23 protein-coding genes are annotated in these 24,742 nt (G+C 63.6%); 14 read left to right on the plus strand and 9 right to left on the minus strand.

Translation table 11 applies throughout. The features are described 5' to 3' along the window. The first annotated feature begins 11 nt into the window (after positions 1-11). Together H0482_RS08080 and H0482_RS08085 are read left to right on the plus strand one after the other, a co-directional pair. The gene (locus H0482_RS08080; protein WP_193729522.1) at positions 12-2,300 is read left to right on the plus strand and encodes an LPS-assembly protein LptD; all 2,289 of its coding nucleotides are present in this window, start codon (positions 12-14) and stop codon (positions 2,298-2,300) included. Between the two features lie 14 nt (positions 2,301-2,314). Continuing rightward, positions 2,315-2,830, plus strand: a complete 516-nt coding sequence (locus tag H0482_RS08085; protein ID WP_193729523.1) for a twin-arginine translocation signal domain-containing protein — start codon at positions 2,315-2,317, stop codon at positions 2,828-2,830. Here the strand turns inward: H0482_RS08085 and H0482_RS08090 are convergent. Next, positions 2,811-4,205, minus strand: coding sequence for an L-serine ammonia-lyase (locus tag H0482_RS08090; protein WP_193729524.1), 1,395 nt, complete (start codon positions 4,203-4,205; stop codon positions 2,811-2,813). The two genes, H0482_RS08085 and H0482_RS08090, sit on opposite strands and share 20 nt — an antisense overlap. Positions 4,206-4,345: 140 nt before the next feature. Between H0482_RS08090 and H0482_RS08095 the strand changes: the two genes are divergently transcribed. The 3 genes from H0482_RS08095 to H0482_RS08105 all read left to right on the plus strand — a co-directional run bounded on the left by H0482_RS08095 (position 4,346) and on the right by H0482_RS08105 (position 7,875). Next, on the plus strand, positions 4,346-4,939 hold the full coding sequence (locus H0482_RS08095; protein ID WP_193729525.1) for an alpha/beta hydrolase: 594 nt from the start codon (positions 4,346-4,348) through the stop codon (positions 4,937-4,939). Positions 4,940-5,068: 129 nt separating this feature from the next. Then, positions 5,069-6,757 carry a sensor domain-containing diguanylate cyclase gene (locus H0482_RS08100; RefSeq protein WP_330998232.1) on the plus strand — a complete coding sequence of 563 codons (1,689 nt, stop codon included), beginning with the start codon at positions 5,069-5,071 and terminating at the stop codon, positions 6,755-6,757. A gap of 68 nt (positions 6,758-6,825) precedes the next feature. Beyond that, positions 6,826-7,875 (plus strand): DUF3298 domain-containing protein, encoded by a 1,050-nt coding sequence (locus H0482_RS08105; protein ID WP_193729526.1) that lies wholly within the window; start codon positions 6,826-6,828, stop codon positions 7,873-7,875. A gap of 13 nt (positions 7,876-7,888) precedes the next feature. Here the strand turns inward: H0482_RS08105 and H0482_RS16895 are convergent, their stop codons facing one another. After that, positions 7,889-8,815 (minus strand): N-acetyltransferase, encoded by a 927-nt coding sequence (locus H0482_RS16895; RefSeq protein WP_330998233.1) that lies wholly within the window; start codon positions 8,813-8,815, stop codon positions 7,889-7,891. Positions 8,816-8,913: 98 nt separating this feature from the next. On the opposite strand from H0482_RS16895, the gene H0482_RS08115 reads away from it, so the two are divergent. After that, positions 8,914-9,291 carry a RidA family protein gene (locus tag H0482_RS08115; protein WP_193729765.1) on the plus strand — a complete coding sequence of 126 codons (378 nt, stop codon included), beginning with the start codon at positions 8,914-8,916 and terminating at the stop codon, positions 9,289-9,291. A 112-nt stretch (positions 9,292-9,403) separates the two neighbouring features. Here H0482_RS08115 and nadA read toward each other — a convergent pair whose 3' ends face one another. Continuing rightward, a complete protein-coding gene (nadA, locus tag H0482_RS08120) occupies positions 9,404-10,471 on the minus strand; it encodes a quinolinate synthase NadA (RefSeq protein ID WP_193729527.1) in 1,068 nt (355 codons plus the stop codon). Positions 10,472-10,620: 149 nt separating this feature from the next. Between nadA and eda the strand changes: the two genes are divergently transcribed. From eda to H0482_RS08145, 5 genes are all read left to right on the plus strand, one after another. Next, positions 10,621-11,256 (plus strand): bifunctional 4-hydroxy-2-oxoglutarate aldolase/2-dehydro-3-deoxy-phosphogluconate aldolase, encoded by a 636-nt coding sequence (eda, locus tag H0482_RS08125; protein WP_193729528.1) that lies wholly within the window; start codon positions 10,621-10,623, stop codon positions 11,254-11,256. Positions 11,257-11,435: 179 nt separating this feature from the next. Then, positions 11,436-11,801, plus strand: a complete 366-nt coding sequence (locus H0482_RS08130; protein ID WP_193729529.1) for a winged helix-turn-helix domain-containing protein — start codon at positions 11,436-11,438, stop codon at positions 11,799-11,801. A 68-nt stretch (positions 11,802-11,869) separates the two neighbouring features. Further along, positions 11,870-12,598: a molybdate ABC transporter substrate-binding protein gene (modA, locus tag H0482_RS08135; protein ID WP_193729530.1), complete on the plus strand. Its 729-nt coding sequence runs from the start codon at positions 11,870-11,872 to the stop codon at positions 12,596-12,598. 100 nt (positions 12,599-12,698) lie between these two features. Next, the gene (gene modB / locus H0482_RS08140; protein WP_193729531.1) at positions 12,699-13,379 is read left to right on the plus strand and encodes a molybdate ABC transporter permease subunit; all 681 of its coding nucleotides are present in this window, start codon (positions 12,699-12,701) and stop codon (positions 13,377-13,379) included. Between the two features lie 60 nt (positions 13,380-13,439). Next, complete coding sequence (locus H0482_RS08145; RefSeq protein ID WP_210319112.1) at positions 13,440-14,624, plus strand: alpha-hydroxy acid oxidase; 1,185 nt, start codon at positions 13,440-13,442, stop codon at positions 14,622-14,624. Here the strand turns inward: H0482_RS08145 and H0482_RS08150 are convergent. The 3 genes from H0482_RS08150 to H0482_RS08160 are packed head-to-tail and all read right to left on the minus strand — an operon-like array spanning position 14,621 to position 16,344. Further along, the gene (locus H0482_RS08150) at positions 14,621-15,421 is read right to left on the minus strand and encodes an anti-sigma factor family protein (RefSeq protein ID WP_193729532.1); all 801 of its coding nucleotides are present in this window, start codon (positions 15,419-15,421) and stop codon (positions 14,621-14,623) included. The genes H0482_RS08145 and H0482_RS08150 overlap by 4 nt on opposite strands. Then, complete coding sequence (locus H0482_RS08155; protein ID WP_193729533.1) at positions 15,418-15,924, minus strand: sigma-70 family RNA polymerase sigma factor; 507 nt, start codon at positions 15,922-15,924, stop codon at positions 15,418-15,420. Before H0482_RS08155 ends, H0482_RS08150 begins: the two co-directional genes overlap by 4 nt. A 27-nt stretch (positions 15,925-15,951) precedes the next feature. Continuing rightward, positions 15,952-16,344, minus strand: a complete 393-nt coding sequence (locus tag H0482_RS08160; protein ID WP_193729534.1) for a COG4315 family predicted lipoprotein — start codon at positions 16,342-16,344, stop codon at positions 15,952-15,954. 255 nt (positions 16,345-16,599) lie between these two features. Here H0482_RS08160 and H0482_RS08165 point away from each other — a divergent pair, with 255 nt between their 5' ends. Further along, positions 16,600-17,700, plus strand: a complete 1,101-nt coding sequence (locus H0482_RS08165) for a TRAP transporter substrate-binding protein (RefSeq protein WP_193729535.1) — start codon at positions 16,600-16,602, stop codon at positions 17,698-17,700. A 90-nt stretch (positions 17,701-17,790) separates the two neighbouring features. Here the strand turns inward: H0482_RS08165 and H0482_RS08170 are convergent, their stop codons facing one another. Then, the gene (locus H0482_RS08170; RefSeq protein WP_193729536.1) at positions 17,791-19,434 is read right to left on the minus strand and encodes a Na/Pi cotransporter family protein; all 1,644 of its coding nucleotides are present in this window, start codon (positions 19,432-19,434) and stop codon (positions 17,791-17,793) included. 299 nt (positions 19,435-19,733) lie between these two features. Here H0482_RS08170 and H0482_RS08175 point away from each other — a divergent pair, with 299 nt between their 5' ends. Further along, a complete protein-coding gene (locus H0482_RS08175; RefSeq protein ID WP_193729537.1) occupies positions 19,734-21,356 on the plus strand; it encodes an ABC-F family ATP-binding cassette domain-containing protein in 1,623 nt (540 codons plus the stop codon). Positions 21,357-21,408: 52 nt separating this feature from the next. Here the strand turns inward: H0482_RS08175 and H0482_RS08180 are convergent, their stop codons facing one another. After that, positions 21,409-22,800 (minus strand): TRAP transporter large permease, encoded by a 1,392-nt coding sequence (locus tag H0482_RS08180; protein ID WP_193729538.1) that lies wholly within the window; start codon positions 22,798-22,800, stop codon positions 21,409-21,411. Next, the gene (locus tag H0482_RS08185) at positions 22,800-23,357 is read right to left on the minus strand and encodes a TRAP transporter small permease subunit (protein ID WP_193729539.1); all 558 of its coding nucleotides are present in this window, start codon (positions 23,355-23,357) and stop codon (positions 22,800-22,802) included. The genes H0482_RS08180 and H0482_RS08185 overlap by 1 nt, the downstream gene beginning before the upstream one ends. A gap of 191 nt (positions 23,358-23,548) precedes the next feature. Here H0482_RS08185 and H0482_RS08190 point away from each other — a divergent pair, with 191 nt between their 5' ends. Then, the gene (locus H0482_RS08190) at positions 23,549-24,499 is read left to right on the plus strand and encodes a PfkB family carbohydrate kinase (RefSeq protein ID WP_193729540.1); all 951 of its coding nucleotides are present in this window, start codon (positions 23,549-23,551) and stop codon (positions 24,497-24,499) included. The last annotated feature ends 243 nt before the right edge of the window (positions 24,500-24,742 follow it).

The following is a 24,742-nucleotide window of genomic DNA, read 5'->3' on the forward strand; positions in this document are numbered from 1 at the left end:
GCCACATTCTCATGAGCAGGATGGCTCTGGCGGTTCTTGCCGGCCTGGCGCTGGCGGGAACGGTGCCGGTGCTGGCCCAGGGACTGGTGCCGCAGAGCTTTTTCAACGCGCCCATCGATCCCAGCGCCCCAACGGCGGTTGAGGCCGAGGAACTGATTTTCGATTCGGTTCGCAATATCATCACCGCCCGCGGCGATGTGGTGGTGCGGGTGAGCGGCTACACCATTTCCGGCAATGAACTGGTTTATCGGCGTGCCAATGGCGAGATGAACGTCCAGGGCAATGTGCGGGTGATCGATCCGGCAGGGAATGTTTCGGAAAGCACCGTTCTGGCGCTGACCGGCGGGCTGCGGCGGACAATTCTCGAATCCATGACGATAACGGCCAGTGACGGCTCGCGGATCCGGGCCGACAGCGCCGATTTCGACGAGCAATTGCAGTCCATTCTGGTCAATGCCGATTACGCGCCCTGCGGCGAATGCGTCGACAAGAAGGGCCGCCGGATCGGCTGGTCGATCAGCGCCGCCAAGGTGGTGCAGACGAGTGCGGATGGCTCGATCAGCTTCGAGCAGCCGACATTGTCGCTGCTTGGCGTGCCGGTGGCCTGGCTGCCCTATCTGTGGCTGCCCGATCTCAGCAATGAGGCGCTGGAAAAGCTGCCCACGCCCCGTTTCGGCTATTCCGAGGAGATGGGGCTCAAGGCCGAAGTGCCGGTGACGGTCTATTCGACCCGGGTCACCGATGTCATCCTGACGCCAACGTTGGTCTCCCGCCAAGGCTTCCTTCTGGGCGCCGAATGGGTGCAGCGTTTCGATCAGGGCTCATTCCGCATCAAGGCTTCGGGTCTTTACCAGAACGAGCCAAACGCCTTTTCCGCGCCCGAAGCCCGGCGCGACTGGCGCGGGGCGGTGCAGGCCGATGGCGAGATGAAGCCGGTCAAGGACTGGACCGTAGGCTTTGCCTATGCGGCGTTTTCCGACGGCCATTATTTCAAGGATTACCAGCTCGATACGCGGCGCGCCGCGGTCAACGAGCTTTATGCAACTCACCTCACGGCCGACACCTATGTCGATATGCGTTTGCAGCAGTTCAACCAATTGGGAAGCGACAAGGCTTCGCGCGAGCAGCAGGGCGTTGCCCTGCCCAATCTGCGGGTGAACCGCACCTTCAAGCTGGCTCCGGGCGCGGGACAGGTCGAGCTCGAAGGCCGCATGCTCGGGATCTACCGGGAGCGCGACTATGTCGCCAGCGTCAATGGCGTGCCCTACGATTACGGCTATGCCGGAACCCGAATGCATGCCATGGCGCAGGCGAGCTGGCAGAGCCAGTGGATCGCCGGCGGCGCGGTGGTGACACCCTTTGCCGGCGTGCGGCTGGATGGCGCCAGCTATGTACGCAGTAGCGGGCAGGTGTTCGATCCGCTCGTCCCGGCCGACGACAGCCTGTTCGGCGTCACCCCGATTGCCGCGCTGGATGTGCGCTATCCGCTGATGGCGCGCAGTCCCGGGATGACGCATCTGGTCGAGCCCATTGCGCAACTCGTTTATCGCGGCGCTTCGAGCATCCAGCCGGGAATTACCAATGAGGATTCCCAGAGCGTGGTGTTCGATGACACCAATCTGTTCAGCTATAACCGCTTTACCGGCATCGACCGCCAGGAGACAGGGCTGAGGCTCAATGTCGGCGGACGCTATCTCGCCAGTTTCGATGATGGCAATTATCTCGAACTGGTGGCCGGGCAATCCTTCCATCTGGCTGGAACCAATGCCTTTGCCGAGGCCAATCGCCAACAGGCGGGTTTGGCTTCTGGGCTCGACAATGGTTCCTCCTATGCGGTTCTGGGCGCCTATGGCGTCCTGGGTGACGCGCTCAAGGTCGGCGCGAAAACCCAGATCGATACCAGTGATTTCAGCGTGGCGCGGGCGGGGCTGGGTGTGGCCTATAGCCGTGACGGCTGGAGCGGCGCGCTCAATTACCGCTATGCCGAGGCCACGCCGGCGGCGGGCAATGTGAAAGCCCTGCACGAGGCGGGGGCCGAACTGACCGTGCCGATCGATGAATATTGGTCCGTCTCGGGCAATTATTATTGGGATATTGCCGGCAATAGCTGGCTGCAGGCCGGCGGTGGCCTCGCCTATAATGACGGCTATCTCAACATGGCCGCCAATGTGGTTCGCACCGGGCCGACGCATCGCTCGCCCAATGATCTGCGGGGCACTGTGACGTTCCGGCTCATGGCCCCTTCCGGGTTCGACGCGGGCTATTCGGGCGCGGTGCCGCTGAGCAATTTTCTGCAATAGGTGAGGATAGCTCAATGAGCAGACGGGACTTTCTTGCGCTTCTCGGTTCCGGTCTATTGGCCATGGGTCTTGCCGGCTGCACCAGTTTTTCGCCGGTCTATGGTGGTGGGTCGGACGGTGGCATGGCCGTAGCGCGGTTCAATTTCGCGCCGCCCAGCAATCGGCTGGAACAGGTCATCCTCAACCGGCTGAGCGTGGCCTTTCCCGCCCAGGGCGGACCAGGCGATCCGGTGCTGCGGGTTTCGGCGAGCACTTCCTCTCCCGGCGCGGCCCTCTCCAATGCGATGGCGGTGGGCGCACCGGTCAATGTCCGGGTAGAGGCTTCGGTCTCCATCGTCCAGGATGGGACGACCCTGTTCTCGGCCAGCCGGTTCGCCAATACGTCCTATCAGGGCGGCAAGCTGGCTCCGACCAATCAGGCTTCGGCCGAAGGGGCGCGGGAAGCTGCGGCGCAGAGCGCGGCCGAGGCGCTGCGCGCGGCCATCATGGCCGGCTATCGTCCCGGCATGGTCAGCACGCAACCACGTTGACCGCGAGGCCTCCGAGGCTGGTTTCCTTGTATTTCTCGTTCATGTCGTGGCCGGTCTGGCGCATGGTCTCGATGCAGGCGTCGAGCGGCACGGCATGGGTGCCGTCGCCCTTGAGCGCCAGCGAAGCAGCGGTGACGGCCTTGACTGCGCCGAAGGCATTGCGCTCGATGCAGGGGATCTGCACCAGCCCGCCCACCGGATCGCAGGTCATGCCCAGATGGTGTTCGAGCGCGATCTCGGCGGCGTTTTCCACCTGGGCCGGGGTGCCGCCCATGATGGCGCAGAGCCCGGCTGCCGCCATGGCCGAGGCGGAGCCCACTTCGCCCTGACATCCCACTTCGGCGCCCGAAATGGAGGCGCGATGCTTGATGATGCCGCCAATGGCGGCAGCGGTCAGCAGGAAGTCGCGGATGGCCTCGTCGCCGGTGCCGGCATTGAACTGCACCGCATAACGCAGCACGGCGGGGATGACGCCCGCTGCGCCATTGGTCGGGGCGGTGACCACGCGCCCGCCGGCGGCGTTTTCCTCGTTGACCGCCATGGCAAACAGGCTCAGCCAGTCATTGGCCATGAGCGGGTCGATCTCGTTGCGCTGCCATTTCTCGGCCAATTGCGCGTGGATGGCGGCGGCGCGGCGCTTGACCCTGAGACCGCCGGGCAATTCGCCGGAGCGGCCCATGCCGCGATCGATGCAGCCCGACATAGTGTTCCAGACCTCGTCCAATTGCCGGTTCAAGCGGCTTCGGGAGAGGCGCGCCTCCTCATTGGCCCGTTTCATGGCGGCGATGGAGAGGCCCGAGCCTTGCGCCATGGCCAGCATTTCGGCGGCATCGGCGAAGGGCCAGGGCACGTCCTGGTCGGCCGGTGAGGCGGTGCGGACTGCATCGAGTTCCTCGGCGGTGACGACGAAGCCGCCGCCGACCGAATAATAGATGCGCCGCAGCAGCAATTGTCCGTCGCCATCCCAGGCGCTGAACTGCATGCCGTTGGGATGGCCGGGCAGGGGCACGGTCTTGTCGAGCACCAGATCGACGGCGGGCCGGAAACGATAGGGTGGATGGCCCGGTGGGGCAACTTTCCCCGTCTCGCGGATGGTGGCGATGATTGTGTCCATGGCATCGGGGTCGATGGTTTTCGGATGCTCGCCGGCCAGCCCGAGAATGATGGCGCGGTCGCTGCCATGGCCGATGCCGGTAAAGGCCAGCGAGCCATGCAGGCTGACCGTGATGGCGGCGGGCCGTGCCCGCACCGCGCGCGGCCAGGTGCCCGCGGCCAGATCGTCGAGAAAACGGCCAGCGGCCACCATCGGCCCCATCGTATGGGAGCTGGACGGGCCGATCCCGATCTTGAAGACGTCGAAAACCGAGAGAAACATGGCCCATCATAACCGGACCGGAAGCGGGCGCAATCGCCTCCCCGCCGATTGTTTCGGATTGGACGACAGAGCGTGGCGCCATTGCGCCATTGCCTCGCCCGGCAAGCGGCCAATATCCTTCATGCATCAAGGAGAACATTATGAGCCCATATCATTTCCGCGCCGAGCCCGGCACCGGACCTGACGCCCCGGTCATTTTCCTTTTCCACGGCACGGGCGGCGACGAGAACCAGTTTTTCGACCTGGCCGGGCAGATCCTGCCCGGCGCCAGACGGGTGGCGCCGCGCGGCGATGTCAGCGAAAACGGAGCACTGCGCTATTTCCGCCGGACGGGCGAGGGCGTCTATGACATGGCGGACCTCAAGCAGCGCACCGAGGCGATGGCGGACTTTGTTCGCGCGCAGATCGGGGAGGCGCGCCCCTCCCGCGTGCTGGGATTGGGCTATTCCAATGGCGCCAACATTCTCGCGTCGATAATGTTTGGGGCGCCGGACTTGTTCGACGCGGCGGTGCTCATGCACCCGCTCATACCCTTCGCGCCGGAAGAAGCCGATTTTGCCGGGCGCGACGTGCTGATCACGGCGGGTCGCCGCGACCCGATCGCGCCGGCCGGGGCAAGCCAGGCGCTGGCCGATTATTTCAGCGCCAACAAGGCCGCGGTTCAACTTGCCTGGCACGAGGGTGGACATGAAGTGCGGCCAGAAGAGCTGGCGGCAATAGGGAAATTCCTTTGAGGCCGGGGCCCGGGCGGTGGAAAATTAACAGGTTCATAAGGCGTTGACGTCCAGAATGGGCCGACGAAGAGGTGTCCCATCCGCTCCATCGGTCATCGCATAGCTCGAACCCTGTCGCTCAAGGTTCTGGTGTTTGTGCTGCTCGGCTTTGCCGCGGTGGCCGTGCCGGCCTATGCCGCCTTCAACTGGATCGCCAATTCCACCATTATCCAGCTCGGCACCCTGTTTGCCGAAAAGCAGGTGCTTTACGACCGGCATCGCGGCTTGGGGGCATTGATGCGCGAGGTCGCGCTCGCCGAGGCACTGGCCGGGAGCCAGGCCATTCGCGACTGGACCCTTGATGAAGACAATCCGGCGGTGATGCGGCGCGGCATTGCCGAGCTGGAACATTACCGGCAAAGCTTTGCCGACAATTCCTATTTCTTCGTCATCGACAGCTCCGGCAATTACTATTTTAACGACGCGGCCAATTCCTATGCCGGTAGCCAGCGCCGCTATGCCGTCGATGCCGAAAACCCACGCGACGCCTGGTATTTTCACACCAAGGCCCTGGCGCAGGGCTGCCATCTCAATGTCGACAATGATGCCAATCTGGGCGTCACCAAGGTCTGGATCAACTGCGTGATCCGCGAGGGCGACAGGGTTCTGGGCGTCCTCGGCTCGGGTATCGATCTATCCGCCTTCATTCACGAAGTGGTCAATATTCCCCAGGCCGGGGTGACCTCGATGTTCGTCGATCGCCAGGGCCAGTTGCAGGCGCATCGGGATCAGAACCTGATCAATCTGGCGAGCCTGTCGGCGGAGACGCGTGACGCGCGCAGCGTGTTCTCGCTGCTCGATGACGAGACGGACCGGGAGCGGCTGCGGGCGCTGATGGAAGAGGTCGCGTCCGGTCAGAGCATGGTGCGCTCGATCTTCGTGGATATTGACGGCCATCAGACATTGGTGGGCGTGGGCTATCTGGACCGGATCGGCTGGTTCAACGTCACGCTGATGGACGTGGATACCATTATCGACCGCCGCCTGTTCATGCCAATCGCCGCCTTGTTGATCGGGGTGATGGGCCTGGTCGCCTTCCTGCTGATGGTCATTTTCAAGCATACCGTGCTCGACCGGCTGAGCCGGCTGGAGCGGGCGGTGCGGGGGGCGCAGAACGGCAATTTCGGGCCGGCGCTCAGCTTTGGCGACGGTGCGCAGGACGAGGTTGGTCGGCTCGGCACCGCCTTTGTTGAACTGGCCCGGACGGTGCACGACAATACGCGCCTGCTGGAAACGCGGGTCAGCGAGCGGACGCAGGAATTGCAGCAATTGGCGTTCATGGACGTGCAAACCGGCGTCCTCAATCGCCGCGGTTTTGCCGCCGCCCATGCGGAATGCGCCCCTAAGGGGCAATATGGCGTGCTGCTGATGGACATCGACCGCTTCAAGACCATCAATGACAATTTTGGCCATGCCGCCGGCGATCAGGTGGTGATCGAGGTGGCGCGGCGCATTGGCCGGGCGATCGACCGGATCGACACTTGCGCCCGCTGGGGCGGTGACGAGTATATCGTCCTGCTGCCCGGCGCTTCGCCGCAAAGCCTGCGCGCAACCGCCGAAGCAGTGCTGGCTGGGATCCGCGACCTCACGGTGGTGCTGCCCGACGGGCGGGAAATCCGAACTTCGGTCAGTATCGGCGCCTGCCTGTCCGACAAGGGTGACCGGCTCGAAATGGCCGCGGACATGGCAGATGCCGCGCTCTACATGGCCAAATCGCAAGGCCGCAACCAATTGATGGTGCTCGACCGCGAGATGCAAAAGCAATCCCGGCGAGCCTGACGGTCGATTGCCGTGGTGACGGGGCGAGGATCGCTTGTTATCCTCGTGGCCCTGTTGGAGGTCCGCCAATGCTGCGTTTCGTTTCCATCCTCGCCCTGACCCTGGTCCCGTCTGCCGGTTCCGTGCATGCGGTCCAGGCGGCGAGCTTTGACTGCACCAAGGCCGTTACCCCATTCGAGCGCGCCATCTGCGAAAATCCCGAGCTCTCCGTCGCCGATCAACGGCTCGCCGTCACCTATGAAACGGCGACGGGCGGGCTGTCGGATCTGGCGCGCGGCGCGGTGCGGACGGGTCAGCGTGAATGGCTGAGTTATGCCCAGCGTGCCTGCACGAAAGATGCCAGGCCGCTCACGACGGGAACATATGACGAGCGCGGCGTCTCCTGCCTGCTGGGGGTTTTCAGCGATCGCAGCGCGCTGCTGGAACAGAGCCGCATGATCGATGGGCGGCGCTTTTTTCCCATGGCGCGCTATGAGGCATTTCCCGATCCCTATGAAGCCGACAATCCCGATTCCTGGTTTCCCGTCGCCCGCCATGAATTGAGCTGGGTCGAACTCGATGACGCCGAAGGCCCCGCGCAGACGTTCAACGACATGGTGCGAAAGCAGGGCGACCTCGTGGCGCCGGCCTCGTCGGAAGAGAGCGATCCGGATGCCGATGAGGGTGAGGCCAATAACAGCGATACCAGAAATACGCTTTTCGTTCATGAGGTTGTGGGGCAATCGCGGATCAGCATCAAGGCGAGAACCTATTGGTACGGCCATGGTGCGGCGCATGGCAATTGGAGCCTGACCTATCGCCATTACCTCGTCGAGAAGGGGCGGCTCATGGAGGCGGGTGACCTGCTTGCCGGCGCAGGATGGGAAAAAGCGTTGCAGGATCTGGCGCTCAAGGCGGCAAAAGCCGAGCATGGCGACAATCTGATGCTCGATGATCCGCGCTATCTGACCGATGTCGTGGCCGATCCGGAGCGTTGGGACTTGTCCGATCCCTATGCGCTGATCATCCAGTTCCAGCCCTACGAGATCGCGGCCTATGCCTATGGCGCACCCAATATACGGGTGCGCTGGGAAGATCTGGAGCCCTATCTCGCCGAGGGGGCGTATGAAATCCGCTAAGAATTTTGGGCATTTAGCCTAGAAGGTCGGCCCATTCGGGGTGGCGGCGGAACTGCACCACCACATAGGGGCAGACCGGGTTGATCTTGAAGCCCTGGGCGCGGGCATCGGCAATCGCGGCCTTGACCAATTGGGCCGCGATGCCGCGGCCTTCGAACTCGGGCGGCACGCCGGTATGGTCGATGATCATGGGGCCATCGCCGGATTTCCGATAGGTCATTTCGGCTTCGGCGCCGGGCGCCAGGTGAATGACATAGCGGCCGCGCGTGGGGCCTTCTTCGCGCGCGATGTGATATTCTGCTTCGGCCATGCTGTTGTTTTCCTTGGTGTTTCTGCTGCGGATCGGGGGCGAGGCCAGTTCGGGGAAGAGGCTGCGCTCGGGCAGGAAAGGGTGAATGTCGAGCCCGGCCCGGATGGCGGCGAGGGCTTCGTCCCGCTTGCCCTGATTGTGCAGGATGAGGGCTTTCCCGGCCCAGGCGCCGAAATGGCGCGGCTCCAGCCTCAAGGTTTCGGCGATGTCGGCCAGCGCCGCTTCCTGGTTGCCGCGCAGGAAATGGGCGGTGGCACGCAGGTTCCAAGCCTCTGGATAATCAGGATAATCCTCAACGAGGCGCTGGATGAGCGGCAATTGGCCCGCCGGGCCGGCAAAGCCTGAAGTGCTCATGATTTCAGCGATGCGTGCGGCCAGGACCGGGTCGTCGGGCTGGGTCCAGATGGTCCAGATGGCATCGGCAATGGCGCGGGCGCTCGGCTCGTCGGTGCTGGCAGCAAGGCCGGCGAAAAGAGCGTCCAATTCGCCCGATTGGGTAACGCGGTGCGGATCATTCTGCGCAAAAGCGGGCGTGACCGGCGCGAATGCCAGCAGAATTGCAGCGATTGCGAGGCGGATCAGCATGCCCATTTCGCCGGCGAGTGTGCCGGTTTCGCGCCAGCGCCGCAAGCCGGAGCCATTGGTTAGCAGACTGTTAACATTGAACTGGTCATGTCGGGTTCAAGACCAATCGAGTGGAGACGTCGATGAGCCCGCTATTGCATCACATGATTTCCTCGGGCCCGCGCCCGGTCGCCCCGTTCAGCCATGCGGTGGAATCCGATGGCTGGGTATTCATCACCGGGCAGATGCCGACCGATCCGGCGGCCCCTGATGCACCGCTGCCGGAGGGGGTCGAGGCGCAGACGCGGCGGGTGGTCGAGAATCTGAAAATCGTGCTGGGCGGGATCGGCCTGGGGCTTGAGCATGTGACCATGGCCCGCATCTATCTCACCGAATTCGAGCGCGATTATGCGGCGCTCAATGCGCTGTGGCCGAGTTTTTTCGCGGCGGGCAAATTGCCGGCGCGAACGACGGTGGGGGTGACGGCGCTGGCGGTCGGCGCGCTGGTGGAGATCGACCTGGTGGCAAGACGGCCGGGGTAAGGCTGCGGTTCGATTGTCGCCACCACCCGGCTTGTCGGGGTGGTCCATGCCTCCGCAAGGTGGATTGCCCGGACGTGCCGGGCAATGACGATGGAATGGGGGGGCTCGCCTGTCAGTCCTTCTTCCGGGACATTTCGATCATGCGCTTCACGGCCTGGCGGGCGGGGCCGATGATGTGGTCGGGGATGGTGACTTCCTCGGTGCCGGTATGGAGCGACCAGAGCACGTTTTCGAGATTGATGCGCTTCATATGCGGGCAGATATTGCAGCCGCGCAGGAAATCGACGCCGGTGGTTTCGGAGGCCACATTGTCGGACATGGAGCATTCGGTGACCATGACGACGCGGGCCGGCCGGGTGGTTTTCACCCAATCGATCATGGCGGCGGTGGAGCCGGCGAAATCGACCGCGTCGATGACCTCGGGCGGGCATTCGGGATGGGCGATGATCTTGGCCGATGGATAGGCGTGGCGCAGTTCGGCAATGTCCTGGGCGGTGAAAGTCTCGTGCACTTCGCAGGCGCCGGCCCAGGTGATGATCTTCTTGTGGGTCTTCTTGGCAGTGTTGCTGGCCAGATATTGATCGGGGATCATCATCACCGTGTCGCCCTCGACGCGATTGACGATGTCCAGCGCATTGGAGGAGGTGCAGCACACATCGGTCACGGCTTTGACGGCGGCCGAAGTGTTGACATAGGTGACGACCGGCACGCCGGGATAGCGGGCGCGCATGGCCATGACGTCTTCGGCGGTGATGCTCTCGGAGAGCGAGCATCCGGCGCGGCTGTCGGGGATGAGAACCGTCTTTTCCGGGTTCAGCATCTTGGAGGTTTCGGCCATGAAATGGACGCCGCATTGCACGATGGTGGACTGGGTGACCCGGGTGGCCTCCACGGCCAGTTGCAGGCTGTCGCCCACCACATCGGCGACGCCGTGATAGATCTGCGGCACCTGGTAATTATGGGCGAGAATGACCGCGTCCTTCTCCTTTTTCAGCCGGTTGATCTGGAAGATCAGCGGCGCGTAAAAAGGCCATTCGATCTCGGGAATCTTGTCGCGGACGCGGGCGAAAATGGCTTCGGTCTCGCGTTCGACGGCCTTGGAAAATTTCAGATCGAAGCTGTCGGCGAGAATCGCGCGCGCATCGGCAAGCGGGGTTATGGCGTTGATCGTCTGTACCATTGGGGGCCTCCTGGCATGGGCGATCGGGACAGACCCGCTCCAGTGCGCGGAACCTAGGTATTTTCTTCCGGCAATTCAATCAACGCGCTTGCAGGAAATTGGTCGGACGCCTAACGCTGTTGCGATTTTTGCCAGTCGAGGAAAGTTTCATGCCGCAGGACGCAAACGCCATCCGTTCCATTCTTTCGCTGGCCCCGGTCGTGCCCGTCATCATTCTCGACGATGTGGCGCAGGCCCGCCCGCTGGCCGAAGCGCTGGTCGCCGGGGGCCTGCCGGTGCTGGAAGTGACGCTGCGCACGCCCAATGCGCTCAAGGTGATGGAAGAAATGGCCAAGGTGAACGGGGCCATTGTCGGTTCGGGCACGGTGCGCAATGGCAGCCACATGAAGGCCTCGGTCGATGCCGGGTGCCGCTTCATGGTGTCGCCGGGCGCCTCGCCGCGCCTGCTGGACGCCGCCGACGACATCGCCATTCCGCTGCTGCCGGGCATCGGCACTCCCACTGAGGCGATGAGCGCCGCCGAGCGGGGTTATTCCTTCCTCAAATTCTTCCCCGCCGAAGCGCTGGGCGGGGCGCCGGTGCTCAAGGCCTTCGCCTCGCCGCTGCCCGACATCACCTTCTGCCCCACCGGCGGCATCGACGCGGCCAAGGCCAAGACCTATCTCAGCCTGCCCAATGTGATCTGCGTGGGCGGCAGCTGGATCATGCCCGCCGACGCGCTGGCGAGCGGGGATTTCGCCCGCATCGAGGCGCTGGCGAAAGAGGCGAGCGGGCTGCGGGGTTAAACAGCCAGGGATTGCGTCCCCAGAATTCTAAACTTCATCATTGCCCGGCTGGTCCGGGCAATCCATTCTTGCCGCAGCGCAGCATGGACCGCCGGGACCAGCCGGGTGGTGACGATGGCGAGGAGGCCGGGCGGGTTGGAAACACGCGGCAATGATTGCGGATGGGTGGGCACAAGACGATGAGACCTGTTCCCCCTCATGGCCTCGGCCATCTGCGGATCGTGCTTTCCGAGGCCGCCTATATCGGGCCGGGGCGGGCGGATTTGCTTGAGGGCATTGCCAGAACCGGCTCCATCACGGCGGCGGGCAAGGCGATGGGGATGAGCTACAAGCGCGCCTGGGGGTTGGTGCAGGCGCTCAATGAGGGGTTCGGGCAGCCGCTGGTGCTGTCGAAACGCGGCGGGGCCGAACAGGGCGGGGCGGTGTTGACGGCGCTGGGGCAGGCGGTGCTGGACGCCTATCGCGCGATGCAGGCCAAGACTGAAGCGGCGATTGCGCCGGATGTCGCGGCTTTGCGATCTTTGCTTTCCGATAGGTCGGGCTGAACATATCGCTTGCCAGCATCTCCGGTTCCGGTCCACGATATGGTCAACAAGACATATCGGAGTTTGCCGTGTCCCGTATCCTGCTCGCCGCCGCCCTTCTTGCCACGAGCGCGCTGCCGGCCTTTGCCGAAAGCGTCAATGTGGCGGTGGCCGCCAATTTCACCGCCGTGGCCGAGGAATTGGCCGGGCTGTTCGAGGCCGAAACCGGCCATGAGGTGGAACTGAGCTTCGGCGCCACCGGCGGGCTTTATACCCAGATCACCCAGGCGGCGCCGTTTAGCGTGTTCCTGGCCGCCGACACCGCCCGCCCGCAATTGGCGATCAGCGAAGGTCATGGCGTCGATGGCACATTCTTCGTTTATGCCGAAGGTCGGCTGGCGCTTTATGGGCCGGGACGCGATCTGAGCGATGGCGAAGCCGCACTCAAGGCTGCGTTCAGCCAGATCGCCATCGCCGATCCGCAGGCGGCGCCCTATGGCAAGGCGGCGGTGGAAACGCTGACGGGTTTGGGGCTCTACGCGGCGATCGAGCCCAAAGTGGTGTGGGGCGAGAATATTTCCCAGACGCTGCAATTCGTCGAAACCGGCAATGCCGAGCTGGGTTTCGTCGCCGCCAGCCAGGTTTTGGGCAAAACCGATCAATGGCTGGTGCCGGGTGAATTGCACACGCCCATCGCGCAGGGGGCGGTGCTGCTCAAGCATGGCGAAACCAATCCGGCGGCCCTGGCTTTCCTGGATTTCCTCAAATCCGACACAGCCGTGGCTGTGATCGAGGCGGCGGGCTATTCTGTGCCTTGAGTTTTCCTGCCGGCACCGATGCCTTGGTTGTCGCTACCCTTCCCTCAAGGGGATGGGGGCGAAACAGCCGAATGGCAGGGTATTTTACGCTGAGAATTTCATGGACCTTGCCCCCCTCATTGCTCCCATCAGCCTGACGGTCACGCTGGCGTTCAGCGTTACCCTGATCCTGCTCATCATCGGCACGCCGCTGGCCTGGTGGCTGGCGCATGGGCGCTGGGCGGGCAAGGAGGCGATCGGGGCACTAGTGACCATGCCCATGGTGCTGCCGCCGACCGTATTGGGTTTTTATCTGCTGCTGGCGCTGGGGCCGAACGGGCCGGGCGGGGCACTGGCGGGATTGTGGGGGGCGCGGACCCTGGCCTTTTCCTTTGGCGGGCTGGTCATCAGCTCGGTCATCGCCTCGCTGCCCTTCATGGTGCAGCCATTGCGCAATGGTTTTGCCGCCATCGAGACCGAAGTGCTGGAGGTGGCGGACACTTTGGGCGCGTCGCGCTGGCAGCTCTATTGGCGGGTGATCCTGCCGCTGGCGCGGCCAGGTTACCTGGTGGGCGGCATCATGGCTTTCGCCCATACGGTGGGCGAATTCGGCGTCGTGCTGATGATCGGCGGCAATATTCCGGGCAAGACCAAGGTCATGTCCATCGCCATCTACGATTTCGTCGAGCGGCTGGAATGGGACAAGGCGCATATGCTGGCGGGCGGCATGGTGGTCTTCGCCTTCGCCGTGATCTTCTCGACGCTGATGGTCAACCGGCGGGTGAGCACGCCCATGGGTTAGGGGCGTTGACGACTAACATGTTAGTTGCTAGGGCAGGCGAAACAGCCGGAGTGCCCGCCAATGAGTGCCATCAACAAGGTTCTGACCGTCGATGAGATGAAGCGCCTGGCCCATCGGCGCGTGCCGAAAATGTTCTTCGATTATGCCGATAGCGGTTCTTATACCGAGAGTACCTATCGGCAGAACGAGAGCGATTTTTCCAAGATCCTGCTCAACCAGAAAATCGCGGTGAACCTTGAGGGGCGCAATCTCAAGGTGGAGATGCTGGGCCAGAAGATCGCCATGCCAATCGCCATCGCGCCCGCCGCGACCGGGGGCATGCAGGTGGCCGATGGCGAGATCAAGGCGGCACGGGCCGCCGAAAAATTCGGCATCCCCTTCTCGCTCTCCACCATGAGCGTCTGTTCCATCGAGGATGTCGCGGAAAATACCAGCGCCCCGTTCTGGTTCCAGCTCTATGTGATGCGCGACCGCGATTTCATCAATCGGCTGATCGACCGCGCCAAGGCGGCGAAATGTTCGGCGCTGATCCTGACCATGGATCTGCAAATCCTGGGGCAGCGGCACAAGGACATCCGCAACGGCCTGTCCACCCCGCCCAAATTCACCCCGCATTCGGTCTGGCAGATGATGCAGCATCCCACGTGGTGCCTGCGCATGCTGGGTACGCAAAGGCGGACCTTCCGCAATATCGTGGGCCATGTGGGGGGCGATCATGACCTGGCCTCGCTCTCGGCGTGGACGGCCAGCCAGTTCGACCCAGCGCTCAATTGGGGCGATGTGCGCTGGATCAAGGAGCGGTTCGGCGGCCCGGTGATCGTCAAGGGCGTGCTCGACGCCGATGACGCGCAGGCGGCGCTCGACAATGGCGCCGACGCCATCGTGGTCTCCAATCATGGCGGCCGCCAGCTCGACGGCGCGCCTTCGAGTATCCGCGTGCTGCCCGAAATCGTCGACAGGGTGGGCCACAAGACCGAGGTCTATCTCGATAGCGGCATCCGCTCGGGGCAGGACGTGATCAAGGCGCTGGCCTATGGCGCCAAATCCACCTTTATCGGCCGGCCCATGCTCTATGGGCTGGGCGCGGGCGGGGAAGCGGGCGTCACCAGGGTGCTCGACATCATGGCCAAGGAACTGGACACCACGATGGCGCTGTGCGGGGAGCGCGACATCCTCAATGTTGGACCGCACAACATCTATTCCAACGACCTGCCGCCGCGCAATGCGCCCAAGGCGCGGGGCTAGAGTTCGCGGTAGACAGGCACCGTTGCGGACGGCGTCAATTGGGCGAAGGCGATGCTGGCGAGCGCCCGCAGGGTCTCGGGCGATTGCGGGCCGACAATGGTGCAGGTGACGACGAGGCTGGCCCAATACAGCACGTTGTCGCCGCCCAGCCGTAGCGTTTCGAGTTCGGGGCCGCCGGCGTCAATGGCGGGGGTGACATAGAGCGTCGCTCTCTGGCCCCTGGCATCTTCATACATGAGCTGGGCGGCGCGGCCGCCGGGAAGCGCGGGGGCAGGCAGCAGCCGACCGCCCAGAAAGTCGAGGCCGGCTTCGGAGAGGTCGGGCATGACGAGGGCGGTGTCCAGCCGGCTGGAGAGCCAGCTGGACAAATGCTCGGTCTCCTCGCCGGACACTTCCACCGCATGGCGGTTTTCCGCGACATAGACATTGTGGGCGCTGACGGCGTCGGCGATGAGGCGCTCATAGAGGGCCGGCCCCTCGATGGCGGGGCGCAACAGCCAGCCGGTGGCCAGGCCGATGCCGAGCAGGCCGACGATCATTGCGGCGCGGGACAGGATCCGCCAGCGGCGGCGGGCGTATTCGGCCGCCATGGACCGGGGCGACAGCCGGGCCGGGACCGGCTCGCTGATGACGGGGCCATAAAGGGTGCGGATGGCATCGGACTGGCGCTGTAACTGGCCCAGTTCCGCCATGGCATCGGGATTGGCGGCGAGCCAGGTTTCAACCCGGCTCCGGGCGGGCTCATCCAGATGTCCATCAAGAAAGGCCATGACCATGTCGCGGGTGATCTCGCTCATTTGATGGTCCTCAGATGCGGCTCGTGGGCGCCGCCGGTGATCTGGCGCAAGGTGGCGCGGGCGCGGCCGAGCCGGCTCATCAGCGTGCCGGCGGGGATGCCGAGAATGGCGGCGGCCTCGGCATAGGCGAGGCCTTCGAGGGTCACGAGCAGCAGCGCCTCCTTCTGGTCGAGCGGCAGGGTGCCGATGGCGCGGTCGAGTTCGGCAAGCGCCAGATGGCCGGGCTGCGGCGCCGGAATGCCAAGCTCGGGCATGGCGTCGATATCGGCCATGTCGCCATGGCGCCGCCGGCTGCGCAGCGCGTTGCGGTGGAGATTGGTCAGGATGGTGAACAGCCAGGGGCGCAAGGGGCCGGTGGGCCGGAACAGGCCGCGCCGCGCGATGGCGCGTTCGAGACAGTCCTGCACCAGATCGTCGGCGCGGTCGGCATCGCGGGTGAGCGCGCGGGCATAGCGGCGCAAAGCCGGGATGCAGGTTTCGAGCTCATCGAGAAAATCGACCACGCCGGGTTCGTCCTTAAACGTCAGTCTTCATTCGATGGCAAGATGCCAGACGCCGCCGACGCCGTCACCGGTAATGTCGCCGGGGGCCTGGTCATCGACCCAGAAATAGAGCGGCATGCCTTTATAGGCCCACATATTGGTGCCGTCGGTGCGTTCCACGAGGGTGAATTCGCCCTCGGGCGTGGCGCCGTCATCGGCAAAGAGCGGCGGCCATTTGGCGGCGCAGTCATCGTAGCAATTGGTGACGCCGGCACTGTCCTTGTCGAAGATGTAGAGCGTCATGTCATTGGCGCCGGTCAGTACCATCTTGCCGCCGATATCGACGGATTTGACGGCGCCGCCGAGATATTCGGCGGAGAGAACCGGCGTGGCCAGAAGCACGAGTGCTGCGGCGCCGGCGAGAAGTGAAGGCATGTGCATGGGAATTCCTCCGTTTGGCGGGGGCGCGGCTGCGCCTCCAAAGTCACCAACACCGCAGCCCAGTATTTAATCCCTGATCCGGCGCCGAATTCTTGGGTCGAGGCTGTCAAAGGACGGCGTCGTCATGCAGGACAACAACATGCTGGACACTTTTCGCGGCGCTTGCTTTGTTAGCAGCGTTCGGCGTGACCTTGGGAGAGGGTCGTCCCGCCGAGCCGGCGCGCCAAAAAGGCGGGCTTTTTTTGGAGGGATTGAATGAAGAGACGTGACTTTTTCAAGCAGGCATCCGTCGCCACGATCGGCGCCGCTGCGGCTGCGACGCTGGCGACCCCCGCCATTGCCCAAGGCAATATCCATTGGCGCATGGTGACCACCTGGCCCAAGAATTTCCCGGGCATGGGCGTAGGCGCGCAGCGCATCGCCGACCGCATCACCGCCGCTTCGGGTGGACGGCTCACCATTCAGGTCTTTGCAGCCGGCGAAATGGTGCCGGGCCTGCAGGCGCTGGACGCCGTGATCGACGGATCGGCGGAAATGAGCCACGGCGCCGCCTATTACTGGCAGAACAAGAGCCAGGGCCTCAGCTTCTTCACCGGCGTGCCCTATGGCATGACCAGCCGCGAACTGACCGGCTGGGTCCGCTATATGGGCGGGCAGGAAATCTGGGACGAAATCTACGACCAGTTCGGCTTGCAGGGATTCCTGTCGGGCGATACCGGCACCCAGGCGGGCGGCTGGTTCAAGAACGAGCTGACCGGCGTCGCCGACGTGCAGGGTCTACGGTTCCGCACGCCGGGCCTGGGCGGACAGGTCTGGGCCAAGCTGGGTGCCTCGGTGACCAATCTGGCGGCCGGGGAAATCTTCGCCGCGCTGCAATCGGGCACGCTGGACGCCGCCGAATTCGTCGGCCCCTATAACGATCTGGCGCTGGGCTTCTACCAGATCGCCAAGAATTACTATTTCCCCAGCTTCATCGAGCCGGGCCTGGCCACCGAACTGGTGGTGGACAAGGCCAAGTATCAGGCGCTGCCCGAAGACCTGCAGGCCATCGTCCGCGACGTCTGCCAGGCCGAATATGACGCCGTGGCCGCCGACTTCGCGGCCAATGACCCCCGCGCTCTCCAGGCGCTGGTGGAACAGCACGGCGTGCAGATCCGCCATTTCCCCGAGGAAATCCTCGAGGCCGGCGCGAAGGCGGCCACCGAATTGCTCACCGAAATCCGCGAAAGCGGCGACGCGCTGACCAAGAAGACGGCGGAGAGCTTCGTTTCGGCGCTCAATATCGTGCGCCAGAAGACCGATGGCACGGATTCGCTGTTCCTCGCCGCGCGCGAGAAATATTTCAAGCTGAGCTAGAACCCGGCGGGTAATCGACAAAAAGAAGGCCCCATCCGCGTGCGGATGGGGCCTTTTCGTTTCGGTCAGCGCGCAGCGGGACTCTGGCGGTCAGCCGCCCTGCGCCTGCGGCTCCTCGGTCCGGCGCAGCACCGGATAGGCGACGCTGGCGAGCAGGGAATTGATGTTCTTGAGGGCGCGGATGGTTTCCAGATGCAGGTCGCTGGTGGCGATGGATTGCTGGGCCCCCTCGCGCAGCCGCGCCAGATGTTCGGCGGCGCTGAGCCGGCCGGCATGACCGAGCGAAGCCTTCTGCTCGAGCAGCAATTGGGCCGCTGCGCGGTCTTCCGACATCAGCACGTTGAGCGCCAGATGGAGATTGTCGACGACCCGATGGTGGAGATCGTTGAGCTCGCGCCAGCCGGCGGGCGAAAATCTGAGCTTCTGCTCGGCTCGGGACTCGGCCAGTTTCACCAGGGTCTTGACCACGGCGTCTCCGACATATTCGAGATTGATGGCCAATTGCGCCAGTTCCTGTCCGCGCAGGGCGTCGGCGCCTTCGGGGTGCGGATAATGGATGCGCGAGAGATAGAGCTTGATGTCGGACTGGGCGGCATTGACCGCCTGTTCGAGCAGCTTGATCTCGCGGATCTTTTCGGGATCGGCGATCTCATAGAGTTCCATGACCGGTTGCAGCATGCGCTCGACGATCTCGGCCATGCGCAGCAATTCGCGCTTGGCGCTGGCCAGGGCCAGAGCCGGATTGCCGATCAGATTGTCGTCGAGGCGCATGGGCGCCACCAGCGGATGGGACGGCTGGGGCGCGCTGCGCACGAGGCGCGTGGTGAGCCTGGCCATGAGCGAGGTCAGTGGCAAAGCCAGCGCGATGAGCACGAGGTTGAAGGCGAAGTGGAAATTGATGATCTGGCGCGCCGCGTCGGGACCGAGCCAGGTGCCCGGGACATGGCTGAGCCAGAGCAGGCCCAGGCCAGCCACGGCGAGGACGGCGCGGAAGATGAAATTGCCCAGAGTGATGCGCCGCGCCGCCGCGCTGCCGCCGCGCGTCAGCATGAAGGCAATGATGGAGGAGCCCATATTGGCGCCCAGCACCATGGACGCGCCCAGCTCGAACGGCACCAGGCCCTGGGTGGCGAAGGTGGCCACCAGCAGGATGAAGGCGACGGAGGAATGGATCACCCAGGTGAACAGGGCCGCCAGCAGGAAGGCGGTGAAGGGATCGCCGGCAAGATAGGCCACGATTTCGGGCAGGACTTCGGCCTCGCGCAGCGGTATCGTCGCCTCGCCGATGAGGCGCAGCGACATCAGGATCAGCGCGATGCCGATGACGATGCGGCCGGCCTGTCTTACGTCGCGGTTGTGCCCGCGAAAGAACATGACGCCGCCAAGGATCATCAGGATCGGCATCAGCCAGGACGGATTGACGCTGAGCAATTGCACAACGATGGCCGAGCCCAGGTCGGCCCCGAGCATGGTGGCGAGGCCCGCCGCGAGCGTGAGCTGACCGCTGGCGGCGAAACCGGCGGCGATCAGCGCCACCGCCGTCGAGCTTTGCAGCAGAATGGCGACGAAACCGCCCAGCGCAGCGGATTTGAAATGGTTGCGCTTGCCCTGGCCGAGCAGTCGGTGCAGCACCGCTTTTTGTGAACGCTCCATACCCGTACGCACCATCCGGGTTGCCCATAAAAGCAGGGTGACCGCGCCGGCAATGTTGACGAGTACGAGATAGATGTTCATGGCGTCCTTTCGAAGGGTGAGCGTTCAGTATAACCGGAGATCATCGACCTGTTTGGTCAGCTGTGCAATGGGCATGTTTGCCCGATCGCCTGGCCCCAAAGTATTGAACGGGGCGTTCCAAGCTTTTGTTTTCGCACAGCAATGCGCTGAGAACCTGCATCGCAGGTGGCGCTGAGCATAGATAGCGACACATTGAGGCTTCTGCATGGCTTTGCCCTTGTGCCCTTGCCAGGATTTGTCGCGGATGCTTTAGGAGCGCACTTCCGCCCCGCTTATCCCCCCAAAGGCTCAATACAGGCATGATCAGGCTCGAAAATATTGGCAAGCAGAACGGCAAGCAGATCGTCTTCATCGAGGCGTCGGCGGCGCTGAACCGGGGCGAGAAGATCGGGCTGGTCGGGCCGAACGGGGCGGGCAAGACCACGCTGTTTCGCATGATCACCGGCGAGGAAGCCCCAGACGAGGGGCAGGTCTCGGTCGATCGCGGCACCTCGATCGGCTATTTCAGCCAGGATGTCGGCGACATGGCGGGCCGCCCGGTGGTGGCCGAGGTGATGAACGGGGCGGGGCCGGTCAGCGAAATGATGGCCGAAATGGCCGAACTCGAAGCGGCGATGGCCGATCCCGAGCGGGCTGACGACATGGATGCGATCATCGAGCGCTATGGCGAGGTGCAGGGGCGGTTTCAGGAACTGGACGGCTATTCGCTCGATGGGCGGGCCCGCGAAGTGCTGGCCGGGCTGGGTTTTTCGCCCGAAATGGTGGATGGCGATGTGGGCGCGCTCTCGGGTGGCTGGAAGATGCGGGTGGCGCTGGCGCGCATCCTGTTGATGAAGCCCGACGTGCTGCTGCTGGACGAACCGAGCAACCATCTCGATCTCGAAAGCCTGATCTGGCTGGAAAACTTTCTCAACACCTATAGCGGCGCACTGCTGATGACTTCGCATGACCGCGAGTTCATGAACCGGATCGTCAACAAGGTGCTGGAAATCGATGCGGGGACGCTGACCTCCTATACCGGCGATTACGACTTCTACCAAAGCCAGCGCGAGGTCGCCGACCGCAATCAGCAGGCGCAGTTCGAGCGCCAGCAGGCCATGCTGGCCAAGGAAGTGGCGTTTATCGAGCGCTTCAAGGCCAGGGCCAGCCATGCGGCGCAGGTGCAGAGCCGGGTCAAGAAGCTCGACAAGATCGACCGGGTCGAGCCGCCCAAGCGCCGGCAGGTGGTGGCTTTCGAATTCCGCCCGGCGCCGCGCTCGGGCGAGGACATCGTGCGGGTCGAGGGCGTCTCCAAGGCCTATGGCAGCCGCGCCATCTATGAAGGCTTCGACTTCCATGTGCGCCGGCGCGAGCGCTGGTGCATCCTGGGCGTCAATGGTGCGGGCAAATCGACATTGCTGAAGCTGGTCGTGGGCGCCAGCCAGCCCGATGCGGGGGCGATTTCACGCGGGCCCAGCGTCAAGCTGGGCTATTTCGCCCAGCACGCCATGGATGTCATCGATGGCGACCAGACGATTTTCCAGGCGCTGGAAGCGGCCTTTCCGCAGGCCGGACAGGCCCCCTTGCGGGCGCTGGCGGGGTGTTTCGGCTTTTCGGGCGACGATATCGAAAAGAAATGCCGGGTGCTTTCGGGCGGGGAGAAGGCTCGTCTCGCCATGGCGCTGATCCTGTTCGATCCGCCCAATTTCCTCGTGCTGGACGAGCCGACCAACCATCTCGATATCGGGACCAAGCAGATGCTGATCGAGGCGCTGAGCACTTTCGAGGGCACGATGCTGTTCGTCAGCCATGACCGGCATTTTCTCGCGGCGCTGTCCAATCGCGTGCTGGAACTGACGCCGGAGGGGGCGCGAGTCCTTGGCGGCGGCTACACCGAATATGTCGCGGCCACCGGCCAGGAAGCGCCGGGCCTCAGGAGCTAGAAAAAAGGGCCGGATGGTTGTCCCATCCGGCCCTTGCTATTGGTGCCGCCGGCTAATTGTAGAGCATTCTGGGCAGCCAGGTGATGAGGTCCGGGAAGACGAATAGCAGGGCCAGACCCACCAATTGCAGGGCCACGAAGGGGATCACCCCGCGATAGATCATGCCCGTCGTCACCGAAGCCGGGGCGACGCCGCGCAGATAGAAGAGCGAGAAGCCGAAGGGCGGGGTGAGGAAACTGGTCTGCAGGTTCACCCCGACGGCCACGCCGAGCCAGAGCGGATCGACGCCCAGCGCCAGCAGCACCGGGGCAGTGATCGGGATCACGATGAAGATGATCTCGAATGTGTCGAGGATGAAGCCCAGAAGGAACATGATGAACATGACGACCAGTGTGGCGCCGATGGCCCCGCCCGGCATGTTGGAGAGGAATTCATGCACCAGGTTCTCGCCGCCCATCATGCGGAAGACCACGGAAAAGACCGCGGCGCCGAACAGGATGATGAACACCATCGAGGTGATGGTGGCAGTGGAGATGACCGCCTGCCTGAGGATGCCGAAGGAGAGCTGACGATTGAGCAGGGCCAGAAGCAGCGCGCCGACCGAACCGACCGATGCCGCCTCGGTCGGGGTGGCGATGCCGCCCAGGATCGAGCCGAGCACGGCCACGATCAGCAATAGCGGCGGCACCAGGGCGACGACGACTTCGCGGGCCAGATCCCTCTTCTGGTCTTCGGGCACCGGCGTTGCCGGGCAGGATTGGGGATCGAAAATGGCCTTGATGGCCACCCAGAGCATATAGAGCGCCACCAGCATGACGCCGGGAATGATTGCGCCGGCAAAGAGCGCGCCGACCGAGACCGGTTCGGGCGCGAAATTGCCCTGGCTCATCTGCACCTGAGCGTTGATCCCCGAGAGCATGTCGCCCATGAAGATCAGCACGGTGGAGGGCGGGATGATCTGGCCCAGCGTGCCGGAGGCGCAGATGACGCCGCTGGCGAGCTTGGGATCATAGCCAGAGCGCAGCATGGCCGGGAGCGAGATCAGGCCCATGGTGACCACGGTGGCGCCGACCACGCCGGTCGAAGCGGCCAGCAAAGCCCCCACGATGATCACCGAAAAGCCGAGCCCGCCCCGCACATTGCCGAACAGCTTGCCCATGGTCACGAGAAGGCGCTCGGCGATGCCGGAGCGTTCGAGAACCACGCCCATGAAGATGAAGAGCGGCACCGCGACCAGGACTTCATTGGTCATCAGCCCGATATAGCGGCCGACGAGAGAGCCGTAATTGGAGGGGTCATAAACGCCCAACCACCACCCGAGAAGGCCAAAAAGCAGCGCCGTGCCGGCCAGGGAAAAGGCGACCGGAAAGCCGATCAGCAGAATGCCGATGACGCCGAAGAACATCAGGCCGGCGAGAATTTCGCCAAGAAGAACGGGATCCATCAACCATGCCCCTTTTCGGCCGCGTAGCGCATCTGGGCAGGCAGAAGCTCTTCCTGGCCACCAAGCACCAGGATCGAGCGCGCCGCCATGGCAATTCCCTGAAGGCCCACCAGTATGGCGAAGACCAGAATGAAGGTCTTGAGAATGAACAGGCCGGGCATGCCGCCGATATTGGAGGAGGCTTCATAAAAGCCCCAGGAGCGGCGGATGGCGGGGAAGGCGTAGGTCCAGACCACCACCATGAAGGGGATGAGGAAGAAGACCACGCCGATCAGGTCGGCAATGGCTTTGCGGCGCAGCGATGCCGGGCGGTAGAAAATGTCCACCCGGACGTGATCCTGCCGCAGGAGCGCGAAACCGGCGACCCCGGTAAACATGGCGCCTGACAGCCAGACATAGAGATCCTGCATCCACAGGATCGAGGTGTGAAAGAAATAGCGTTGTACGACGACGGTGAAACAGACCAGCACGCAGGCCAATGCGAGCCATGACAGAACCTGGCCCACAAGCCAGTTGATGGCGCTGATCGTCTTGACCAGCGCGGCGAGTGCTTGCAATTGCGGGGCCTCCCTCTTTTTACCACGACACATCCTCTCCCAAGTGCGTCATGTTCCCGACCTGATTGAACACCATCCGTACGGTCGGTCAATATTTTCCGGGCCGGAAGAGCAGCCGATCTGGCGACAGAAAAGGTGACAAACGGGATGGAACTGGTATTCAGCGCAAAATTGTTCGTGTGGAGGACGCCATGTTTGTGGTGGGTGGGGAAAGCCTGATCGATCTGGTGCCGGTATCGGCCGAATCCGACGCCGAACGGGTGGCGCTGGCGGGCGGATCGCCGTTCAACTGCGCCATCGCCCTGGCCCGGTTGGGCAATGATGCGGGGTTTCTCTGCCCGATCAGCACGGATCAATATGGTGAGTTGCTGCTGACGCCGCTGGAGGAAGCGGAGGTCAAGGTGCTGCTCAAGGAGCGGGTCGAGGCGCCCACGACCCGCGCCATCGTGAGCTTTAACGAGAAGATGCAGGCGTCCTATGTGTTCGAGCGCGGGGCCGATCATGCCTTTACGCGCGAGGGCCTGGTGGCGGCGCTGCCCGAGGCGGTGACGCTCTACCAGATCGGAGGGTTCTGCCCGATCCTGCCCGACGATGCGGCGATCTGGCGGGATGTGGTGGCGGAAGCCGTGGCGCGTGGCGCGACGATCTCCATCGACATCAATGTGCGCGAAAAGCTGATCGAGGACGAGGCAGGCTATCGCGCGCGCCTCTCGGATTTTCTCGACAGCGCCCATGTGATCAAGCTTTCGGAAGACGATCACGACTGGCTGGCGCCGGGCACCAGCATTGCCGATTTCGCTGCCGAATTGCTGAAGCGCCCCAAATGCGAACTGGTGGTGGTGACGCTGGGCGAGGGCGGCTCGCGCGCCTTTTCACGACAGGCACAAGGCGCGGCACCGATCTATGCGCCGCCGGTTTTTGGCGACACGGTGGGCGCCGGCGACAGCCTGATGGCAGGTATCCTCACCTGGCTGGGAGAGGCCGGAGCACTGCGGACCGGGGGTATGGCGGGACTCGATGCGGGGCAATTGCAGGCCATGCTGCGCTTTGGCGCGGTGGTGGCCGGGATCAATTGCGGCCGCAAGGGCTGCCAGCCGCCAAGCCGGGATGAAGTCGACGCGGTGCTCGACGCCCTGGGCTGAGAGGCCTTTCCCTAAAATCATGCTGGTGTGATTGACCGCCATTGGCGGCGGGCATTGATTTCGCACGCCCATAAAAGCGGCAAATTTCCCCGATAGGGTCACGAAAGGCCGGGGCGTGGCCTGAGCGTGGCGCGCCTGATCCTGCGCGTCGACCTATGTCCTATGAGATATTTTTTATCACAATAGGAATTGATGGGAAATAGATGAGCAATAATAGGAATAATGCTTAGTTTTAGCGCATTA

The organism is Devosia faecipullorum (assembly GCF_015158295.1).
GTDB classification, from domain to species: domain Bacteria; phylum Pseudomonadota; class Alphaproteobacteria; order Rhizobiales; family Devosiaceae; genus Devosia; species Devosia faecipullorum.